This window comes from Streptomyces sp. NPDC056222 (assembly GCF_042264065.1).
Taxonomy (GTDB): Bacteria; Actinomycetota; Actinomycetes; order Streptomycetales; family Streptomycetaceae; genus Streptomyces.
On sequence record NZ_JBHJTL010000032.1, the window covers coordinates 55955 to 75049 of the forward strand.

The following is a 19095-nucleotide window of genomic DNA, read 5'->3' on the forward strand; positions in this document are numbered from 1 at the left end:
TCTCGTGAAGTCCAAGGGCGGTTCCGTTTTGTCCTGGCTCCATGCTCGTTTCTGCGCTAAATACGCTCCATGCAATCAATATTGCGCATGAAAGCTGCACTCTCCGGTGCCGTGCTCGGGCTCCTCGCCGTGCTCGCGGGGCCGGGCAGCGCCCAGTCCGCCGAGCCGTCGCCCACCACCGTCGGCGACGTCACCGGCTTCGCCGCCGACGGAGCCGTCTACCGACTGACCGCCGGTCAGGCACAGGCCCGCGTCAGCTTCGTCACCGCCGAGACCTTCCGCATCGAACTGGCCCCCGACGGACGGTTCGCCGACCCCACCGGACAGGACATCGTCCTGCCTCAGGGCCCGCCGCCGGCCACCCGCTGGTACGACCGGGGCGACCGCTACGAACTCACCTCCGCGAAGGTGACCCTGCGCGCCTACAAGGCGCCGCTCCGCTTCGCGGCCTTCCGCGCCGACGGCACGCCCCTGTGGTCCGAGACCACGGGCCTGACCTGGAGCCAGGACCGCACCACCCAGTCCCTGACCCGGGGCGCCGACGAGCAGTTCTACGGTGCCGGGATGCAGAACGGGCGCGGCAACACCTCGCACCGCGGCAAGACCGTCGAAGTCGGCGTCGACTACAACTGGAACGACGGCGGACACCCCAACTCCGTCCCGTTCTACCTCTCCTCGGCCGGCTACGGCGTCTACCGCAACACCTACGCCCCCAACACGTACGTGTTCGGTGAGCCCGTCACCACCACCGCCCACGAACAGCGCTTCGACGCCTACTACTTCGCGGGCTCCGGCTCCGACGCCCTCAAGGACGTCATCGGCCAGTACACGAACCTCACCGGCAAGCCCTTCCTGCCACCCGTCTACGGCCTGGAGATCGGCGACGCCGACTGCTACCTCCACAACGCCAACCGCGGCGAGCGCCACACCCTCGACGCGCTGAAGGTCGCCGACGGCTACGTCGCCAACGACATGCCCAACGGCTGGATGCTCGTCAACGACGGCTACGGCTGCGGCTACGAGAACCTCGCCGAGACCGCGACCGGCCTCCAGCAGCGCAAGATGCAGCTCGGCCTGTGGACCGAGGACGGCATCGACAAGCTCGGCGAGCAGGTCAAGGCCGGCCAGCGGGTCGCCAAGCTCGACGTCGCCTGGGTCGGCGAGGGCTACAAGTTCGCCCTCGACGGCTGCAAGGACGCCTACGCCGGCATCGAGGCCCACAGCGACGCCCGCGGCTTCACCTGGGCCCCCGAGAGCTGGTCCGGCGCCCAGCGCTGCGGCGTCCAGTGGTCCGGCGACCAGTCCGGCACCTGGGAGTACATCCGCTGGCAGATCCCCACCTACGCCGGCGCCTCCATGTCCGGCCTCGCCTACACCACCGGCGACGTCGACGGCATCTTCGGCGGCAGCGCCAAGACGTACACCCGCGACCTCCAGTGGAAGATGTTCCTCCCGGTCACCATGACCATGGACGGCTGGGCCGCCAACGACAAGCAGCCCTTCCGCTACGGGGAGCCGTACACCTCGATCAACCGCGACTACCTCAAGCTCCACGAGTCGCTGCTGCCGTACATCTACTCGCACGCCCACCGGGCCACCACGACCGGTGTCGGCCTGGCCCGGCCTCTCGTCCTCGAGTACCCGGACGACCCGAAGGCCGCGAGCGAGACGGCGAAGTACGAGTTCCTCAGCGGCGAGGACTTCCTCGTCGCCCCCGTCTACCAGGACGCCGTCGAGCGCGACGGCATCTACCTCCCCAAGGGCACCTGGATCGACTACTGGAGCGGGCGCACCTACGAGGGCCCCGTCACCGTCGACGACTACAGCGCCCCGCTCGACACTCTGCCCCTGTTCGTACGGGCCGGGGCCACCGTCCCGATGTGGCCCGGCGGCATCCGCTCGTACGCCGACCGCACCGCCGGCTCCCCGCTCGCCTGGGACATCTACCCGCAGGGCAACTCCTCCTTCGAGCTGTACGAGGACGACGGAGTCACCCGCGCCCACCGCACCGGCAAGTACGCCACCCAGACCGCCGAGGTCAGCGCGCCGAAGCGCGGCGCGGGTGACGTGACCGTACGGATCGGCGCGAGCAAGGGCTTCTTCGCCGGCAAGTCGGCCTCCCGGCCGTACCAGTTCACCGTCCACACCGGCGACGCGCCGAGCGAGGTCACGCTCGCTGGACGCGAGCTGCCGCGCCTCACCTCCAAGGCCGCCTACGAGGCGGCCGGGCAGGGCTGGTGGTACGACCGCGACGACCGCGGGGGAGTGGTCAAGGTCAAGACGGCGGCCCAGCGCACCGACCGGGCCTTCACCCTCGAACTGGAGGACACCAGCGCGGTCGGCGGAGCCGTACCGGGCGCCGCCGCCACCGTCGCCGTCCCCGCCGGGCAGGAGCTGGGCGCCGGCGCCCCCGGAACCGTGGCCGTCGACGTCACGGCGGGAACGAAGGACGCCACCGGGGTCGAGGTCTCTCTGGCGGCCCCCGCGGGCTGGCAGGTCACCCCGGCCGCGCCGATCACGCGCGTCCCGGCGGGCACCACGAAGCGGGTCCAGGTCTCCGTGACCCCGGCCAAGGACGCCGAGCCGGGAGAGGCCACGCTCACCGCCACCGCCCGCCACCGCTCCGCCGGCCAGGACCGCACCGCCGTGCAGCGCTTCGCCGTCGGAGTGATGCCCGAGCCGCCGTCCGCCGGCGCGTGGGCGAGCGATCTGGTCTGGCTGAAGGCCACGAACGGCTGGGGCCCGCCCGAACGCGACCGCTCCAACGGCGAGTCGGGCGCGAGCGACGGCCGGCCTCTCACGCTGGCCGGCAAGACCTACGAGAAGGGCATCGGCGCCCACGCCGACTCCGACATCGAGGTCTACCTCGGCGGCCGGTGCACGGCCTTCACCGCCGAGGTCGGCATCGACGACGAGATCAACGGCTACGGGGAGGTCGCGTTCTCGGTCGAGGCCGACGGCAAGGTGCTGTGGACCTCGCCGAAGCTGACCGGCGCCTCGGCGACCGTGCCGGTCGACGTCGATGTCACCGGCGCCCGCCATGTCCGCCTCCGGATCACCGACACCAACGGCTCCAAGAGCGGTGACCACGGGGACTGGGCGGCCGCGCGCTTCGCCTGCGCCTGAGTGAGCGAGGGGGCCGCACCGGAATCGGCGCGGCCCCCTCGTACAGCTCACTCCTCGGCGTCGCCGTCGGACCCTTCGGGGCTCTCGCCCTGGGAACCTTCGGAGCCCTCGGAGGGTGTCTCCGGCCCGGAGCTCTCCGGCGGCGCCTCCGGTGCCGCTTCCGGACCCGGCCGCTCCGGCTTCGGTGGCCATGTCCGGCCGCTGCCGGGGTCCCTCAGATACGAGGAGTCGCCACCGTCCGTCGCGAGTCCGGGGCCCGGTCCGGGACCGCCGTCCCGCCGTCGCAGATACCGCTCGAACTCCCGGGCGATCGCCTCGCCCGACGCCTCCGGGAGCTCCGCGGTGTCCCGCGCCTCCTCCAGCGTCTGGACGTACTCCGCCACCTCGCTGTCCTCGGAGGCCAGTTGGTCCACGCCCAGCTGCCAGGCCCGCGCGTCCTCGGCCAGCTCGCCCAGCGGGATCCGCAGGTCGATCAGATCCTCGAGACGGTTCAGGAGCGCCAGCGTCGCCTTGGGGTTGGGCGGCTGCGACACATAGTGCGGTACCGCGGCCCACAGGCTCACCGCGGGTACGCCCGCGTGCGTGCACGCCTCCTGGAGGATGCCGACGATGCCCGTGGGGCCTTCGTAGCGGGTCTCCTCCAGATCCATCGTGCGCGCCAGATCCGGGTCCGAGGTGACCCCGCTGACCGGCACGGGCCGGGTGTGCGGGGTGTCGCCGAGCAGCGCGCCCAGGATCACCACCATCTCCACGCCCAGCTCATGGGCGAAGCCCAGGATCTCGTTGCAGAACGAGCGCCAGCGCATCGACGGCTCGATCCCGCGCACCAGGACCAGGTCGCGCGGCTTGTCGCCGCCGACCCGGACCACGGAGAGCCGCGTCGTCGGCCAGGTGATCTTCCGGACGCCGCCGTCCAGCCACACCGTGGGCCGGTTGACCTGGAAGTCGTAGTAGTCCTCGGCGTCGAGCGCCGCGAACACCTCGCCCTTCCATTCCCGGTCCAGATGGGCGACCGCGGTGGAGGCGGCGTCGCCGGCGTCGTTCCAGCCCTCGAACGCGGCCACCATGACCGGGTCGATCAGCTCGGGAACCCCCTCGAGCTCGATCACCCAGTGCCTCCTTTTCGAAGTTCCTGTCGTACGGACCAACCTTACGGCTTTCCCACGGCCCGTCCGCAGCCCTCGTGCACCACCGGGAGCCGAAGCGGCCTTGATCGACTACCCAGGAACCCCGCCCCGCACACGGCCCGGCTCAGGCCTCCCAGAGGGTGCTCGGCGCCTCCCGCCGTACGACCGGCGCGATCTCCTCGGCGAAACGACGCAGCGTCTCGATCTGCTCGGCGGTCGAAAGGCCGAAGCCGTCGACCGTGACCGACTGCAGGTCGTGGCCGTAGACCCGGTGCCAGCCGAGGATCTTGTCGATGATCTGCTGCGGCGATCCGATCAGCTGCGGGCCGTCCGCGATCGCGTCCTCGATCGTCCGGAACGGGGTGTTGTAGCCGGCCTTCCCCTCCAGATGTGGCTTGAAGTTCTGCCGCACCCGCGCCTCGTACAGCTCCTTGTACCGCGCAACAGCCTGCTCGGCCGTGTCGGCGATCAGCAGGCCGCCCGAACCCGCCGCCACGCGCGCGTGGGCCGGGTCGTGGCCGTACTCCTCGAACTTCTCGCGGTAGTGGGCGATCAGCTTCGCGTACGCCTCACGCGGCTGGATCGCGTTGGCCGTGAAGAGCGGATCGCCGTGCCTGGCGGCGAGTTCGGGGGAGTTGAGACTGGTGGCCGAGCCGTGCCAGACACGGGGGACTCCGGCGTACGGCCGCGGGACCGTGGTCACGTCCTTCAGCGGAGACCGGAACTCGCCCTCCCAGTCCACGCCTTCCTCGCTCCACAGCCGGCGCAGCAGCTCGTACTTCTCCCTCTGCAGATCCCACTGCCGCTCCTCGTCCAGGCCGAAGAGGTCGAAATGGCCGGCCTCCGCGCCCTTGCCGACGACCAACTCGACCCGGCCCCGGGAGATCTGGTCGAGCGTGGCGTAGTCCTCGGCGACCCTGACCGGGTCGAGGATCGCGACGACGGTGACGCCGGTGAGCAGCCTGATACGGGAGGTACGGGCGGCCAGCGCGCCGAGCAGCACCGTGGGGGCGGAGGAGAGGAACGCCCCCGCGTGCCGTTCGCCCAGCGCGTAGGCGTCGAAGCCGAGCCGTTCGGCGGCCTCGCCGACCGCGAGGACCTCCTCCAGCCGGTCGGCGGCGGACAGGAGTTCGCCGGTGAGAGGGTGCGGGGCGTGGCCGATGATGGAGAGCACCTGAAACTTCATGCCGGCAACTCTTCCCGCCCAGTATTGCGGCGGTATGGCCGCCGTGTGGCACGGTTCCGGGCACACGTAAGGGGCGGCCTCCCCTGGAGACCGCCCCTTACAAGGCGCTACTTGCCGAGCATGTCCTCGACCTTGCCGCGGATCTCGTCCGTCGCCAGACCGCGGATCGTCAGCGTCGTACGGCGGCGCAGCACGTCGTCCGCCGTCTCGGCCCACTCGTGGTCACGGGCGTAGGCGACCTGCGCCCAGATCTCCGGCGCGTCCGGGTGGATGCGCTCACCGAGCTCGGGGTTCTCGTTCGCCATCCGGGCGATGTCGAAGGAGAGCGAACCGTAGTGCGTCGCCAGGTGCTTGGCGGTGTCGGCGGCCATCCGGGGGCCGGGGGCCGGACCGTCGACGAGCAGCCGGTGCGCGACCGCGTTCGGGTTGGCGATACCGGGCAGCGGGAGCCGCTTCGGCAGCGTCGACACCGACTCGTAGTCCTCGCCCAGGGGGTGGCCCGGCAGGGACTCGAGCTTCTTCATCACCGTACGGCCGATGTGGCGGAAGGTCGTCCACTTGCCGCCGGCCACCGACAGCATCCCGCCGCGGCCCTCGGTGACGACCGTCTCGCGCTTGGCCTTGGAGGTGTCGCCGGGACCGCCCGGGAGCACCCGCAGACCCGCGAAGGCGTAGGTGATCAGATCCCGCGACAGCTGCTGGTCGCGGATGGAGAAGGCGGCCTCGTCCAGGATCTGGGCGGTGTCCTTCTCGGTGACCTCGACCTTGCCGGGGTCGCCCTCGTACTCCTCGTCGGTCGTGCCGAGCAGCAGCATGTCCTCCCAGGGGAGGGCGAAGGTGATGCGGTACTTGTCTATCGGGGTCGCCAGCGCGGCCTTCCACGGCGAGGTCCGCTTCAGGACCAGGTGGGCGCCCTTGGAGAGGCGGATGGAGGGCGCCGCGTTCGGGTCCTCCATCTTGCGCAGGTGGTCGACCCAGGGGCCGGTCGCGTTCAGCACCAGACGGGCCGAGACCCCGAACTCGTCGCCACTGGTGCGGTCCTTCAGCTCCGCGCCCGTGACCCGGCCGCGGGTGAACCGCAGCCCGGTGACCTCGGCGTGGTTGAGCACCGTGGCACCGGCGTCGACGGCCGCGCGGACCGTCATCAGCGCCATGCGGGCGTCGTTCATCTGGTCGTCGCCGTACACGGCCACGGCCTTCAGGTTGTCCGTGCGCAGCTCCGGCACGTCCTGCGCGGCCTTCGCCGGGCCGAGCAGGTGCCCGACACCGTCACCGAACGCCGACAGGGCGGAGTAAGCGAAGACGCCGGCGCCGAGCTTGGCCGCGCCGTGCGGGCCGCCCTTGTAGACGGGCAGGTAGAAGGTGAGGGGGTTGGCGAGGTGCGGTGCCACCTGACGCGAGACCGCACGCCGCTCGAAGTGGTTCTCCGCCACCAGCTTCACCGCGCCGGTCTGCAGGTAGCGCAGACCGCCGTGGAGAAGCTTGGAGGAGGCGGAGGAGGTGGCGCCGGCGAAGTCGCCGGCGTCCACCAGGGCCACCCGCAGGCCCGACTGCGCGGCGTGCCAGGCGGTGGAGATGCCCAGGATGCCGCCGCCGATGACCAGGAGGTCGTACGTCGCCTTGGAAAGCTGCTCCCGGGTCTCGGCGCGGCTCGGCAGGGAACCGGCAGCCGGTCGCGTCCCAAGGGCAGGGACGCTCTGCAGGGTGGTCATGTCGATCTACTCCTCGTCCTCGATCCAGCCCATGGTCCGCTCGACGGCCTTGAGCCAGCTCTTGTACTCGCTGTCACGCCTGTCGGCGTCCATGCGAGGGGTCCATTCCGCCGCGCGGCGCCAGTTGGCGCGCAGGGCGTCGGTGTCCGGCCAGAAGCCGACGGCCAGGCCGGCGGCGTAGGCGGCACCGAGGCAGGTGGTCTCGGCGACCATCGGGCGCACGACCGGCGCGTCGAGGAAGTCCGAGAGGGTCTGCATCAGCAGGTTGTTGGAGGTCATGCCGCCGTCGACCTTGAGCGCGGTCAGCTCGACACCGGAGTCCTTCGTCATGGCGTCGGTGATCTCGCGGGTCTGCCAGGCGGTGGCCTCCAGGACGGCGCGGGCGATGTGCGCCTTGGTGACGTACCGGGTGAGGCCGGCGATCACACCGCGGGCGTCGGAGCGCCAGTACGGGGCGAACAGGCCGGAGAAGGCCGGTACGAAGTAGGCGCCGCCGTTGTCCTCGACCGAGGACGCGAGGGTCTCGATCTCGGCGGCGGACTTGATCAGGCCCATCTGGTCGCGCATCCACTGCACCAGCGAACCGGTGACGGCGATCGAGCCCTCCAGGGCGTAGACCGGCTTCTCGTCGCCGATCTGGTAGCCGACCGTGGTCAGCAGGCCGCTGTAGGAGTTGATGATCTTGTCACCGGTGTTCATCAGCATGAAGGTGCCGGTGCCGTACGTGGACTTGGCCTCGCCCTCGGCGAAACACGTCTGGCCGAACAGGGCGGCCTGCTGGTCGCCGAGCGCGGAGGCGACCGGGACGCCGTCCAGGACGCCGCCCTTGACGGTGCCGTACACCTCGGCGGAGGAGCGGATCTCCGGCAGCACCTCCGCCGGGATCTCCATGGACTGAAGGATCTTGTCGTCCCAGGCCATGGTGTGCAGGTTCATCAGCATGGTGCGCGAGGCGTTGGTGACGTCGGTGACGTGGTGACCGCCCTCGACACCGCCGGTGAGGTTCCAGATGACCCAGGAGTCCATCGTGCCGAAGAGGATGTCGCCGCGCTCGGCGCGCTCACGCAGGCCCTCGACGTTGTCGAGCAGCCAGCGGACCTTCGGGCCGGAGAAGTACGAGGCCAGGGGCAGACCGGTCTCGCGGCGGAAGCGGTCCTGGCCGACGTTGCGGCCGAGCTCCCTGCAGAGGGCGTCGGTGCGGGTGTCCTGCCAGACGAGGGCGTTGTGGACGGGCTCACCGGTGTTCTTGTCCCAGAGCAGCGTGGTCTCGCGCTGGTTGGTGATGCCGATGGCCTTGACGTCGGCGGAGGTGATGCCGGCCTTGTCGATGGCGCCCGCCACGACTTCCTGGACGTTGGTCCAGATCTCGGCGGCGTCGTGCTCGACCCAGCCCGGCTTCGGGAAGATCTGCTCGTGCTCCTTCTGGTCGACCGCGACGATCCGGCCGTCCTTGTCGAAGACGATGCAGCGCGAGGAGGTGGTGCCCTGGTCGATGGCGGCGATGAACGGGCCGGCGGTGTGTGCGTCGGTCACGGTGTGCTCCAAGGAAGTCTGGATGGAAGGACGTCTCAGGCGAACGCGATGTTGTAGATACCCGCGGCGATGGCGCCACCCACCAGGGGGCCGACGACCGGGATCCACGCGTAGCCCCAGTCGGAGCCGCCCTTGTTCGGCAGCGGCAGCAGGGCGTGCACGATGCGCGGACCGAGGTCACGGGCCGGGTTGATGGCGTATCCGGTCGGGCCACCGAGCGAGAGGCCGATGCCGACCACGACGAACGCGGTGATCAGGGCGCCGATGACGCCGAGGCCCTTGCCGCTGTCGTTGAGGCCCTGCGTCAGCACCGCGAGGACCAGCACGACCGTGCCGATGATCTCGGTGGCCAGGTTCTGCCACACCACTCGGACCTCGGGCCCGGTGGAGAAGACACCGAGCACCGGACCGGCGTTCGGCGCGGCCTTCTGGTCGACCATGCCCTCCTCGTGCGGAGGCGCGGAGACGATCTCCGGGTCCGTGAGGTGGGCCTGGAACTGTCCGTAGTAAGCGACCCACACCAGGAAGGCGCCGAGCATGGCGCCGACCATCTGGCCCGCGAAGTAGACCGGAACGTTGCTCCAGTCCCCGTCCTTGAGGGCGATGCCGACGGTGACGGCCGGGTTCAGGTGGGCACCCGAGAGGGTACCCGTCATGTACACGGCGGTCATGACCGCGAAGCCCCATCCGAACGTGATGGCGAGCCATCCGGCGTTCTGAGCCTTCGAGCGCTTGAGCACCACGGCGGCGACGACGCCGCCGCCGAGCAGAATGAGTACGGCGGTACCAATGATCTCGCCGATGAAGATGTCGGAGCTGGACACCCGCGACTCCTTTGTCCTTCGTCCAGGGGAAGGCGAACCCCGGGTCCCTCCGGTGGTCCGCGCCCTCGTATGAGGGCGTTGCCGGCCCTTGGCACTGCCACACTCTAGCGCGTATTGCCGGTAGGTGTTCGGCAATGCCGACCGATGAACGGAAGTTTTGCCCCCTCGCGAAGAGCCCGTCAAGGGTTCGGTGGTCGAATGCTTCCCGCATGACCCGATCGTTACCGACGGGTTGCCGGGGTGCGAAGGCGGACACGCGAAGGCCCGGCCGCCATCAGGCGCCGGGCCGGTCGTCGTGTGCGGGGCAGGCCCCGTGTGCGGGCCGGGTACGGCCCCTGGGAGCGCCGCGCGCCGGGCGCTAGAAGCGCCCCGCGCCGAGGTCGCGGGAGACCGCGCGGGCGCAGTCCCGTACCGCCGCGATCAGCTCCGAGCGCAGTTCGCCGTCGTCGCAGACCCGCTCCACGGCGCCGGTGATCGCCACCGCGCCCACCGGCATCCGGCGCCGGTCGTGGATCGGGGCGGCGACCGAGGCCACGCCCTCCCAGGTCTCCTCCACGTCGGCGGCCCAGCCCTTCGCGCGGGTCATGTCGAGCAGGGACTCGAACTCCTTGAGGTCCGTGACCGTGCGGGGCGTGAAGCCCTCGCGCGGCACCTCCAGGACCTCGCTGTGCGCCACCGGGTCGTAGGCCGACAGCACCTTGCCCAGGGCCGTGGAGTGCAGCGGCTGCATCGCCCCCACCTCCAGGACCTGACGGCTGTCGTCCGGCCGGAAGACGTGGTGCACGATCAGCACGCCCTGCTGGTGCAGGACACCCAGATGGACGCTTTCGCCGCTGGAGCGCGCCAGGTCGTCCGTCCAGACCAGCGCCCGCGCCCGCAGCTCGTGCACGTCCAGATAGCTGTTGCCCAGGCGCAGCAGCTCGGCGCCGAGCTGATAGCGGCCCGAGGGGGCGTCCTGCTCCACGAAGCCCTCGGCCTGCAGCGTGCGCAGAATGCCGTGCGCCGTGCCCTTGGCCAGACCGAGTGACGAGGCGATGTCGGACAGGCCGAGCCGGCGCTCGCCGCCCGCGAGCAGTCGCAGCATCGCCGCCGCTCGTTCAAGCGACTGGATGTTCTTCGCCATCGCCCCGGCCCTTCTCCCTGTCCACATCCCGGCGGTCCCACGATCCCGGCGGTCCCGTGGATCTTACGGACAGGATTCCGTGGATCATGCTGTTCGGCAATGCTGAACACTATCGGTCGATGTCGACCAGTAGTTACTCAGACAGTGTCGTTCACGAACGGGTGTGACCGGGAGTCCCCGGACATAAGGATGCCGTCCGGCACGTGGGACACAATGTCCACCCCGGCGTGCGCACGGTTAGTCTGGCCCCGTGCACCCTCCACCGAGAGTGCAAAGCCGACAGCCGTCGCACCCCAGGGAGCTCATCCATGGCCTCGTCGCCAACCCCTTCCGCCGACAGCCGGACCCGCGCCGCAACCCTCCGCGAGGCACTCGCGACCCGAGTGGTGGTGGCCGACGGAGCCATGGGCACCATGCTCCAGGCACAGGACCCCACCCTCGAGGACTTCGAGAACCTCGAGGGCTGCAACGAGATCCTGAACGTGACCCGGCCGGACATCGTCCGTTCCGTGCACCAGGAGTACTTCTCCGCGGGCGTCGACTGCGTCGAGACCAACACCTTCGGCTCGAACCTCGCCGCGCTCGGCGAGTACGACATCCCCGAGCGGGTGTACGAGCTCTCCGAATCCGGCGCCCGGATCGCCCGCGAGGTCGCCGACGAGTTCACCGTCTCCACCGGACAGCAGCGCTGGGTCCTCGGCTCCATGGGCCCCGGCACCAAGCTGCCGACCCTCGGCCACGCCCCGTACACGGCCCTGCGCGACGCCTACCAGCAGAACGCCGAGGGCCTGATCGCCGGCGGCGCCGACGCGCTCCTCGTGGAGACCACCCAGGACCTGCTCCAGACCAAGGCGTCCGTCATCGGCGCCCGCCGGGCCCTGGACTCCCTCGGCATCGACGTGCCGCTGATCGTCTCCGTCACCGTCGAGACCACCGGCACCATGCTGCTCGGCTCCGAGATCGGCGCCGCGCTGACCGCGCTCGAGCCCCTCGGCATCGACATGATCGGCCTGAACTGCGCCACCGGCCCCGCCGAGATGAGCGAGCACCTGCGCTACCTCGCCCGGCACTCCCGTATCCCGCTGTCCTGCATGCCCAACGCCGGACTCCCCGTCCTCGGCAAGAACGGCGCGCACTACCCGCTGACCCCGGTCGAGCTGGCCGACGCGCAGGAGACCTTCGTCCGCGAGTACGGCCTCTCCCTGATCGGCGGCTGCTGCGGTACGACCCCGGAGCACCTGCGCCAGGTCGTCGAGCGGGTCCGCGACCTCACCCCCACCGTCCGCGAACCGCGCCCCGAGCCCGGCGCCGCCTCGCTCTACCAGACGGTCCCGTTCCGCCAGGACACCTCGTACATGGCGATCGGGGAGCGGACCAACGCCAACGGATCCAAGAAGTTCCGCGAGGCCATGCTGGACGGCCGCTGGGACGACTGCGTGGAGATGGCGCGGGATCAGATCCGCGAGGGCGCGCACATGCTCGACCTCTGTGTCGACTACGTCGGCCGCGACGGCGTCGCCGACATGGAGGAGCTGGCCGGCCGCTTCGCCACCGCCTCCACCCTGCCGATCGTCCTAGACTCCACCGAGGTCGACGTCCTCCAGGCCGGTCTGGAGAAGCTCGGCGGCCGCGCCGTCATCAACTCCGTCAACTACGAGGACGGCGACGGACCCGAGTCCCGCTTCGCCAAGGTCACCCGTCTGGCCCAGGAGCACGGCGCCGCGCTCATCGCGCTGACCATCGACGAGGAGGGCCAGGCCCGCACCGTCGAGAACAAGGTCGCCATCGCCGAGCGGCTCATCGACGACCTGACCGGCAACTGGGGCATCCACGAGTCGGACATCCTCATCGACACCCTCACCTTCACCATCTGCACCGGGCAGGAGGAGTCCCGCAAGGACGGCATCGCCACGATCGAGGCCATCCGCGAGCTCAAGCGGCGCCACCCGGACGTGCAGACCACGCTGGGCCTGTCCAACATCTCCTTCGGCCTCAACCCGGCCGCCCGCATCCTGCTCAACTCCGTCTTCCTCGACGAGTGCGTCAAGGCCGGCCTGGACTCCGCCATCGTGCACGCGTCCAAGATCCTGCCGATCGCCCGCTTCGACGACGAGCAGGTCACCACGGCCCTCGACCTGATCTACGACCGGCGCGCCGAGGGCTACGACCCGCTCCAGAAGCTGATGGCCCTCTTCGAGGGCGCCACGACCAAGTCCATGAAGGCCGGCAAGACCGAGGAACTCCTCGCCCTGCCGCTGGAGGAGCGCCTCAAGCGCCGCATCATCGACGGCGAGAAGAACGGCCTGGAGGCCGACCTCGCCGAGGCCCTGCAGGAGCGCCCGGCCCTCGACATCGTCAACGAGACGCTGCTCGACGGCATGAAGGTCGTCGGCGAGCTCTTCGGCTCGGGGCAGATGCAGCTGCCGTTCGTGCTCCAGTCCGCCGAGGTCATGAAGACGGCCGTCGCCTACCTCGAACCGCACATGGAGAAGTCGGACGCCGAGGGCAAGGGCACGATCGTGCTGGCCACCGTCCGCGGAGACGTCCACGACATCGGCAAGAACCTCGTCGACATCATCCTGTCCAACAACGGCTACAACGTCGTCAACCTCGGCATCAAGCAGCCGGTCTCCGCGATCCTGGACGCCGCCGAGGAGCACCGCGCCGACGTCATCGGCATGTCGGGCCTGCTGGTCAAGTCCACGGTCATCATGAAGGAGAACCTGGAGGAGCTGAACCAGCGCGGCCTGGCCGCCGACTTCCCGGTCATCCTGGGTGGCGCCGCCCTCACCCGGGCGTACGTCGAGCAGGACCTCCACGAGATCTACCAGGGCGAAGTCCGTTACGCCCGCGACGCCTTCGAGGGCCTTCGCCTCATGGACGCCCTCATCGCCGTCAAGCGGGGCGTGCCCGGAGCGGCCCTGCCCGAGCTCAAGCAGCGCCGCGTCGCCCAGCGCGCCACGGCGCTCGAGGTCAACGAGCCCGAGGAGGGCGGCCGTTCGGACGTCGCCGTCGACAACCCGGTTCCGACGCCCCCGTTCTGGGGCACCCGAGTCGTCAAGGGCATCCAGCTCAAGGAGTACGCGAGCTGGCTCGACGAAGGCGCCCTGTTCAAGGGCCAGTGGGGCCTCAAGCAGAACCGGGCCGGTGACGGACCGTCGTACGAGGAGCTGGTGGAGACCGAGGGCCGGCCCCGGCTGCGCGGCTGGCTGGAGCGCCTCCACACGGAGAACCTCCTGGAGGCGGCCGTCGTCCACGGCTACTTCCCGTGCGTCTCCAAGGGCGACGACCTGATCATCCTCGACGAGCAGGGCAACGAGCGGACCCGCTTCACCTTCCCGCGCCAGCGGCGCGGCCGCCGGCTGTGCCTCGCCGACTTCTTCCGCCCGGAGGAGTCCGGCGAGACCGATGTCGTCGGCCTCCAGGTCGTCACCGTCGGCTCCCGGATCGGCGAGGCCACCGCCAAGCTCTTCGAGTCCGACTCCTACCGCGACTACCTGGAGCTGCACGGCCTCTCCGTCCAGCTGGCCGAGGCCCTCGCCGAGTACTGGCACGCCCGGGTCCGCGCCGAGCTCGGCTTCGCCGGAGAGGACCCGGCCGAGGTCGAGGACATGTTCGCGCTCAAGTATCGCGGCGCGCGGTTCTCGCTCGGCTACGGGGCCTGCCCCGACCTGGAGGACCGGGCGAAGATCGCCGAGCTGCTGCGGCCCGAGCGGATCGGCGTCCAGCTCTCGGAGGAGTTCCAGCTCCACCCCGAGCAGTCCACCGACGCGATCGTCATCCACCACCCCGAGGCGAAGTACTTCAACGCGCGCTGACACCGTTCGGCGCACGTCAGGGCGTATATCCCTGCGTTCTCGGTGATCGAGACGTACACTGGTCGGTCCAGTGCAGGCCGGTCACCCTCCCCGTACCGGGGAGGGAGGCCGGCCTTCTCGTCCCTCCATGGAGGTGTGCCGGATGACCAGTACGGTCCCCGCGTCCTTGTCCCGTGCCAACGGCAGCTCCGCCCTGCAGGCGGTCTTCCTCGACATGGACGGCACCCTCGTCGACACCGAGGGGTTCTGGTGGGACGCGGAGGTGGAGGTCTTCGCCGACCTCGGCCATCGGCTGGACGAAGCATGGCGCGACATCGTCGTCGGCGGTCCCATGACCCGCAGCGCGGGCTATCTGATCGAGGCCACCGGCGCCGACATCACCATCGCCGAGCTCACCGTCCTGCTCAACCAGAAGTTCGAGCAGCGCATCGACCGGGGCGTACCGATGATGCCGGGCGCCGAACGGCTCCTGGCCGAGCTGGCCCACCACAACATCCCGACCGCCCTGGTCTCCGCCTCGCACCGGCGCATCATCGACCGGATCCTCGCCTCCCTGGGCCGTGACCGCTTCACCCTCACCGTCGCCGGCGACGAGGTGCTGCGCACCAAGCCGCACCCCGAGCCCTATCTGACCGCCGCGAGCGGGGTCGGCGCCGAACCGGCGCTCTGTGCCGTCATCGAGGACACGGCGACCGGTGTGGCGGCCGCCGAGGCCGCCGGCTGCCGGGTGGTCGCCGTGCCGTCCGTCGCCCCCATCGCACCCTCCGCCGGCCGGGTCGTGGTCCGCTCCCTCGAGGACGTGAACGTGCCCTTCCTGCGCACGCTCATCGCGAGCCGGTGAAGGCTTTGAGCTTTTCCTGAGCTTGCCCCGGCATTTCTCGTCGAAAGCCCTTCGCAGAAACAGAGGGCGTCCGGTCGTGCATTTTCCGTGACCGCGCTCTCGAAATGAATCGGCCACCCGCCGAAAAGGAACGCACGTGACCTTGGTCACTCAGCGTGCCGATCGACGGGTGGCCGTCCTGCGTCAGGTGTCCGGAACGCGGTGATTCCGCCGTTCCCCTGTGTCCCGATTCACGCACTCCCGGGCGAATCATGCCTCCGCATGACTATCGAGCTTGTCGTATTCATGATCACTATCCGCATCCGTTGCCGACCGCCCGCGGTCCTGGCAATAGGGCCTCGCCCACTAATCTTTCGCGAGTACTTCGCCGCACTTCCGCGTGCGTCGGCGACCCACCCAAGTCGCCGCGAGCACAGGACCGATCGCACACCAATCCCGGCCCGATCCCCGCCCCGACCGGGCGCAGCGGCGGAGTGTCCGTACCCGCTGTACCCCAGTGCCGGATGAGGAGAACGTCCCGGATGAACCGCAAGACCTTGGCACTGCCGGCCATCGCCGGCCTGCTCGCCCCGCTGCTCGTCGCCTGCGGCGGATCGGACGAGTCCGGAGCCATCGTCGTCGGCACCACGGACCAGTTCCTCGCCACCGCCGAAGCCCCCGCGCCCCTCGATCCGGCCTTCGCCTACGACACCGGCGCCTGGAACATCCTGCGGCAGACCGTACAGACCCTGATGCACGTGCCCCGCGGCGGCGGCGAGCCCGTCCCCGAGGCCGCCGAGAGCTGCCGCTTCAGCGACCGCCTCAGCGAGAGCTACCGGTGCAAGCTGCGCGAGGGGCTGACCTTCGCCGACGGCACCCCCGTCACCGCCGCGGACGTGAAGTTCTCCGTCGAACGCGTGCTGGCGATCAAGTCCGACAACGGCACGGCCGCCCTCCTCGCCAACATCGACACGGTCGAGACCAACGGTGACCGCGAGATCGTCTTCCACCTGAGGACGCCCGACGCCACGTTCCCGTACAAGCTCTCCACCCCGGTCGCCGGCATCCTCAGCAAGGACAAGTACAGCGCCAAGGAGCTCCGCCCGGGCTTCGAGGTCGACGGATCCGGCCCGTACACGATGAAGACCGAACTCCAGGGCGAGAAGATCGTCAAGGCCGTCTTCACCAAGAACCCCAAGTACAAGGGCGACATCACCCTGCGCAACGACAAGGTCGAACTGCGCTCCTTCGCCGACGCGGACGCCATGGGCAAGGCCCTCGAGAACCGCGACATCGACATGATGACCCGCTCCATGTCGCTCGACCAGGTCAAGGAACTCACCGAGAAGCCCCAGGAGGGCATCGACCTCACCGAGGTTCCCGGCCTGGAGATCCGCTACCTCGCCTTCAACACCGCCGACCCCTCCGTCAAGGACAAGGCCGTCCGGCAGGCCATGGCCGCCGTCGTCGACCGCGGCGCGCTCATCAACACGGTCTACGGCACCACCGCCCAGCCGCTCTACTCGTTGATCCCCTCCAGCGTCACGGGCCACTCCACCGCCTTCTTCGACAGCTACGGGGAGCCCAGCACCAAGAAGGCCGCGGGCATCCTGAGCAAGGCCGGCATCAAGAAGCCGGTCAAGGTCACCCTCCACTACACGACCGACCACTACGGCACCGGCACCCAGAAGGAGTTCGAGGCGCTGCGCGACCAGCTCAACGCCACCGGCCTCTTCGACGCCACCGTCCAGGGCGCCGAGTGGTCCACCTTCCGGCCCGCGCAGAAGCGCGGCGACTACGCCGTCTACGGTCTCGGCTGGTTCCCCGACTTCCCCGACCCGGACAACTACGTCGCCCCCTTCCTCGACGCCGACAACTTCCTCAACACCCCCTACGTCAACGCGTCCGTCCGCGACCAGTTGATCCCGCAGTCGCGCCGCTCGGCCGACCGCACCGCCGCAAGCTCCGTCTTCGGTCAGATCCAGAAGATCGTCGCCAAGGACGTTCCCGTCCTGCCGCTCTGGCAGGGCAAGCAGTACGTCGCCGCGCGCGACGATCTGACCGGCGTCGAATGGGCGCTGAACACCTCCTCGGACCTGCTCCTCTGGGAGCTCGGCCGCGGCAACGCCTGACCCCGCAACCAGCTCGGTAACACCGGCCGCGCACGGGCGCGCGCCGGTCTGGCAAGAGATCAAGAGGCACGTTCTGTGAAGCACAACAAGTGGCTGACGGCTCCCCTCGCCGCGGGGCTGTCCGCCGCCCTGCTCAGCGGCTGCGGCACCGAGCAGGGCGACGGCGCCGCGAGCTCCGGTGACAACGTCCGCGTCGGTATGTCCGACGAGGTCCTGGCCACCGACCCCGCCGCCGGCTACGACCCCGGCTCATGGCTGCTGTTCAACAACGTCTTCCAGTCCCTGCTGAGCTTCCCCAAGGGCAACACCGAGCCCGAGCCGGAAGCCGCCGAGAAGTGCAACTTCGAAGGGGGCAGCAAGGTCTACCGCTGCACCCTCCGCGAGGGCCTGAAGTTCTCCAACGGCAACCCGCTGACCTCGAAGGACGTCAAGTTCTCCTTCGACCGCGCGTTGAAGATCGACGACCCGGCCGGCCCGGCGCCGCTGCTGTCCTCGATCGACTCCATCGAGACCCCGGACGACCTGACCGTCGTCTTCCGGCTCAAGACCCCCGACGCCACCTTCCCGAGCAAGATCGCCTCCGGCGCCGGCTCGATCGTCGACCACCGGGAGTACAGCGAGGACGCGCTGCGCACCGACGGGAAGGCGGCCGGCTCCGGCCCGTACAAGCTGGACTCGATCAGCGACACCGAGGCCGTCTTCTCCGTCAACAGCGAGTACCGGGGCAACGCCAAGCCGCAGAACGGCGGAGTCACCCTCAAGCTCTACGGCGGCGACCGTGCCGCCCTCTCCAAGGCCCTCACGGACAACGACATCGACGTCGCCTACCGTGGCCTCTCCGCCGACGACATCGCCGCCCTCGAAGCGTCCGCCACCACGGCCGACCAGAGCGTCGAGGTCGTCCAGGGCTCCAGCGCCGAGGTCCAGCACCTGGTCTTCAACGTCAAGGACCCGGTCGCCGGCAAGCTCGGCGTCCGCCAGGCCATCGCCCACCTCGTCGACCGCGAGGCGCTCGTCCAGAACATCTACAAGTCGACCGCCACACCGCTGTACTCGATCGTCCCGGCCGGTATCGCGGGCCACAACACGGCCTTCTTCGACACCTACGGCAGCCCCGACAAGGCCAAGGCCAAGAAGGCGCTGCGCAAGGCGGGCATCACCGGCAAGGTGAAGCTCACCCTCTGGTCCACGCCGAGCCGCTACGGCCCCTCCACCGACCAGGAACTCAAGGCGATAGCCGAACAGCTCAACAGCAGCGGTCTGTTCGACGCCGACATGAAGTCCGTCGAGTTCGAGCAGTACGAGAAGGACATCGCCGCCGGCAAGTACGGCGTCTACGTCAAGGGCTGGGTCCCCGACTACCCCGACGCCGACAACTTCACCGCCCCCTTCTTCGGCCCGGGCAACGTCCTCGGCAACAACTACGACAACGGCACCATCACCGGCAGCCTCCTCCCCAAGACCTCCGCCGCCGCCGACCGCTCCGGCACGACCGGGGACTTCGGGAAGCTCCAGGACCTGGTCGCCGAGGAAGTGCCCCTGCTCCCGCTCTGGCAGGGCAAGCAGTACGCGGTCGCCCGCGACGGCATCAACGGCCTCGAGTGGACCCTGGACGCCTCGACCGTCTTCCGCTTCTGGGAGATCAAGAAGGGCTGACCGGCCACCCGGCGGAGCCCGGCGCCACGGTGCACCGT

At 69.8% G+C, this 19095-nt stretch carries 11 protein-coding genes; 5 read left to right on the top strand and 6 right to left on the bottom strand.

What is annotated here, in order from left to right; all coding sequences use genetic code 11:
• The first annotated feature begins 87 nt into the window (after positions 1 to 87).
• The gene (locus ACFC0D_RS17460; protein ID WP_376436174.1) at positions 88 to 3126 is read left to right on the top strand and encodes an NPCBM/NEW2 domain-containing protein; all 3039 of its coding nucleotides are present in this window, start codon (positions 88 to 90) and stop codon (positions 3124 to 3126) included.
• 47 nt (positions 3127 to 3173) lie between these two features.
• On the opposite strand, the gene ACFC0D_RS17465 is transcribed toward ACFC0D_RS17460, so the two are convergent.
• The 6 genes from ACFC0D_RS17465 to ACFC0D_RS17490 all read right to left on the bottom strand — a co-directional run bounded on the left by ACFC0D_RS17465 (position 3174) and on the right by ACFC0D_RS17490 (position 10631).
• A complete protein-coding gene (locus ACFC0D_RS17465) occupies positions 3174 to 4235 on the bottom strand; it encodes a PAC2 family protein (RefSeq protein WP_376436177.1) in 1062 nt (353 codons plus the stop codon).
• A 142-nt stretch (positions 4236 to 4377) separates the two neighbouring features.
• On the bottom strand, positions 4378 to 5439 hold the full coding sequence (locus ACFC0D_RS17470) for an LLM class flavin-dependent oxidoreductase (protein WP_376436180.1): 1062 nt from the start codon (positions 5437 to 5439) through the stop codon (positions 4378 to 4380).
• Positions 5440 to 5546: 107 nt separating this feature from the next.
• A complete protein-coding gene (locus ACFC0D_RS17475) occupies positions 5547 to 7151 on the bottom strand; it encodes an FAD-dependent oxidoreductase (RefSeq protein WP_376436183.1) in 1605 nt (534 codons plus the stop codon).
• A 6-nt stretch (positions 7152 to 7157) separates the two neighbouring features.
• Entirely contained in the window at positions 7158 to 8684 is a 1527-nt protein-coding gene (gene glpK / locus ACFC0D_RS17480) for a glycerol kinase GlpK (RefSeq protein ID WP_376436185.1), read from the bottom strand.
• A gap of 35 nt (positions 8685 to 8719) precedes the next feature.
• Positions 8720 to 9508: an MIP/aquaporin family protein gene (locus ACFC0D_RS17485; RefSeq protein WP_376436188.1), complete on the bottom strand. Its 789-nt coding sequence runs from the start codon at positions 9506 to 9508 to the stop codon at positions 8720 to 8722.
• Between the two features lie 358 nt (positions 9509 to 9866).
• Entirely contained in the window at positions 9867 to 10631 is a 765-nt protein-coding gene (locus ACFC0D_RS17490) for an IclR family transcriptional regulator (RefSeq protein WP_376436191.1), read from the bottom strand.
• Between the two features lie 308 nt (positions 10632 to 10939).
• On the opposite strand from ACFC0D_RS17490, the gene metH reads away from it, so the two are divergent.
• From metH to ACFC0D_RS17510, 4 genes are all read left to right on the top strand, one after another.
• On the top strand, positions 10940 to 14449 hold the full coding sequence (metH, locus tag ACFC0D_RS17495) for a methionine synthase (protein ID WP_376436194.1): 3510 nt from the start codon (positions 10940 to 10942) through the stop codon (positions 14447 to 14449).
• A 142-nt stretch (positions 14450 to 14591) separates the two neighbouring features.
• Positions 14592 to 15290, top strand: a complete 699-nt coding sequence (locus ACFC0D_RS17500) for an HAD family hydrolase (RefSeq protein ID WP_376436196.1) — start codon at positions 14592 to 14594, stop codon at positions 15288 to 15290.
• Between the two features lie 521 nt (positions 15291 to 15811).
• The gene (locus ACFC0D_RS17505; protein WP_376436199.1) at positions 15812 to 17401 is read left to right on the top strand and encodes an ABC transporter substrate-binding protein; all 1590 of its coding nucleotides are present in this window, start codon (positions 15812 to 15814) and stop codon (positions 17399 to 17401) included.
• Between the two features lie 75 nt (positions 17402 to 17476).
• A complete protein-coding gene (locus tag ACFC0D_RS17510; RefSeq protein ID WP_376436202.1) occupies positions 17477 to 19057 on the top strand; it encodes an ABC transporter substrate-binding protein in 1581 nt (526 codons plus the stop codon).
• Positions 19058 to 19095: the final 38 nt, after the last annotated feature.

Excerpts from the sequence above, each read along its gene's own strand:
- ACFC0D_RS17475 (WP_376436183.1), bottom strand. The coding sequence starts at position 7,151 with ATGACCACCCTGCAGAGCGTCCCTGCCCTTGGGACGCGACCGGCTGCC.
- ACFC0D_RS17505 (WP_376436199.1), top strand. The coding sequence starts at position 15,812 with ATGAACCGCAAGACCTTGGCACTGCCGGCCATCGCCGGCCTGCTCGCC.
- ACFC0D_RS17500 (WP_376436196.1), top strand. The coding sequence starts at position 14,592 with ATGACCAGTACGGTCCCCGCGTCCTTGTCCCGTGCCAACGGCAGCTCC.
- metH (WP_376436194.1), top strand. The coding sequence starts at position 10,940 with ATGGCCTCGTCGCCAACCCCTTCCGCCGACAGCCGGACCCGCGCCGCA.
- ACFC0D_RS17470 (WP_376436180.1), bottom strand. The coding sequence starts at position 5,439 with ATGAAGTTTCAGGTGCTCTCCATCATCGGCCACGCCCCGCACCCTCTC.
- ACFC0D_RS17460 (WP_376436174.1), top strand. The coding sequence starts at position 88 with ATGAAAGCTGCACTCTCCGGTGCCGTGCTCGGGCTCCTCGCCGTGCTC.
- ACFC0D_RS17490 (WP_376436191.1), bottom strand. The coding sequence starts at position 10,631 with ATGGCGAAGAACATCCAGTCGCTTGAACGAGCGGCGGCGATGCTGCGA.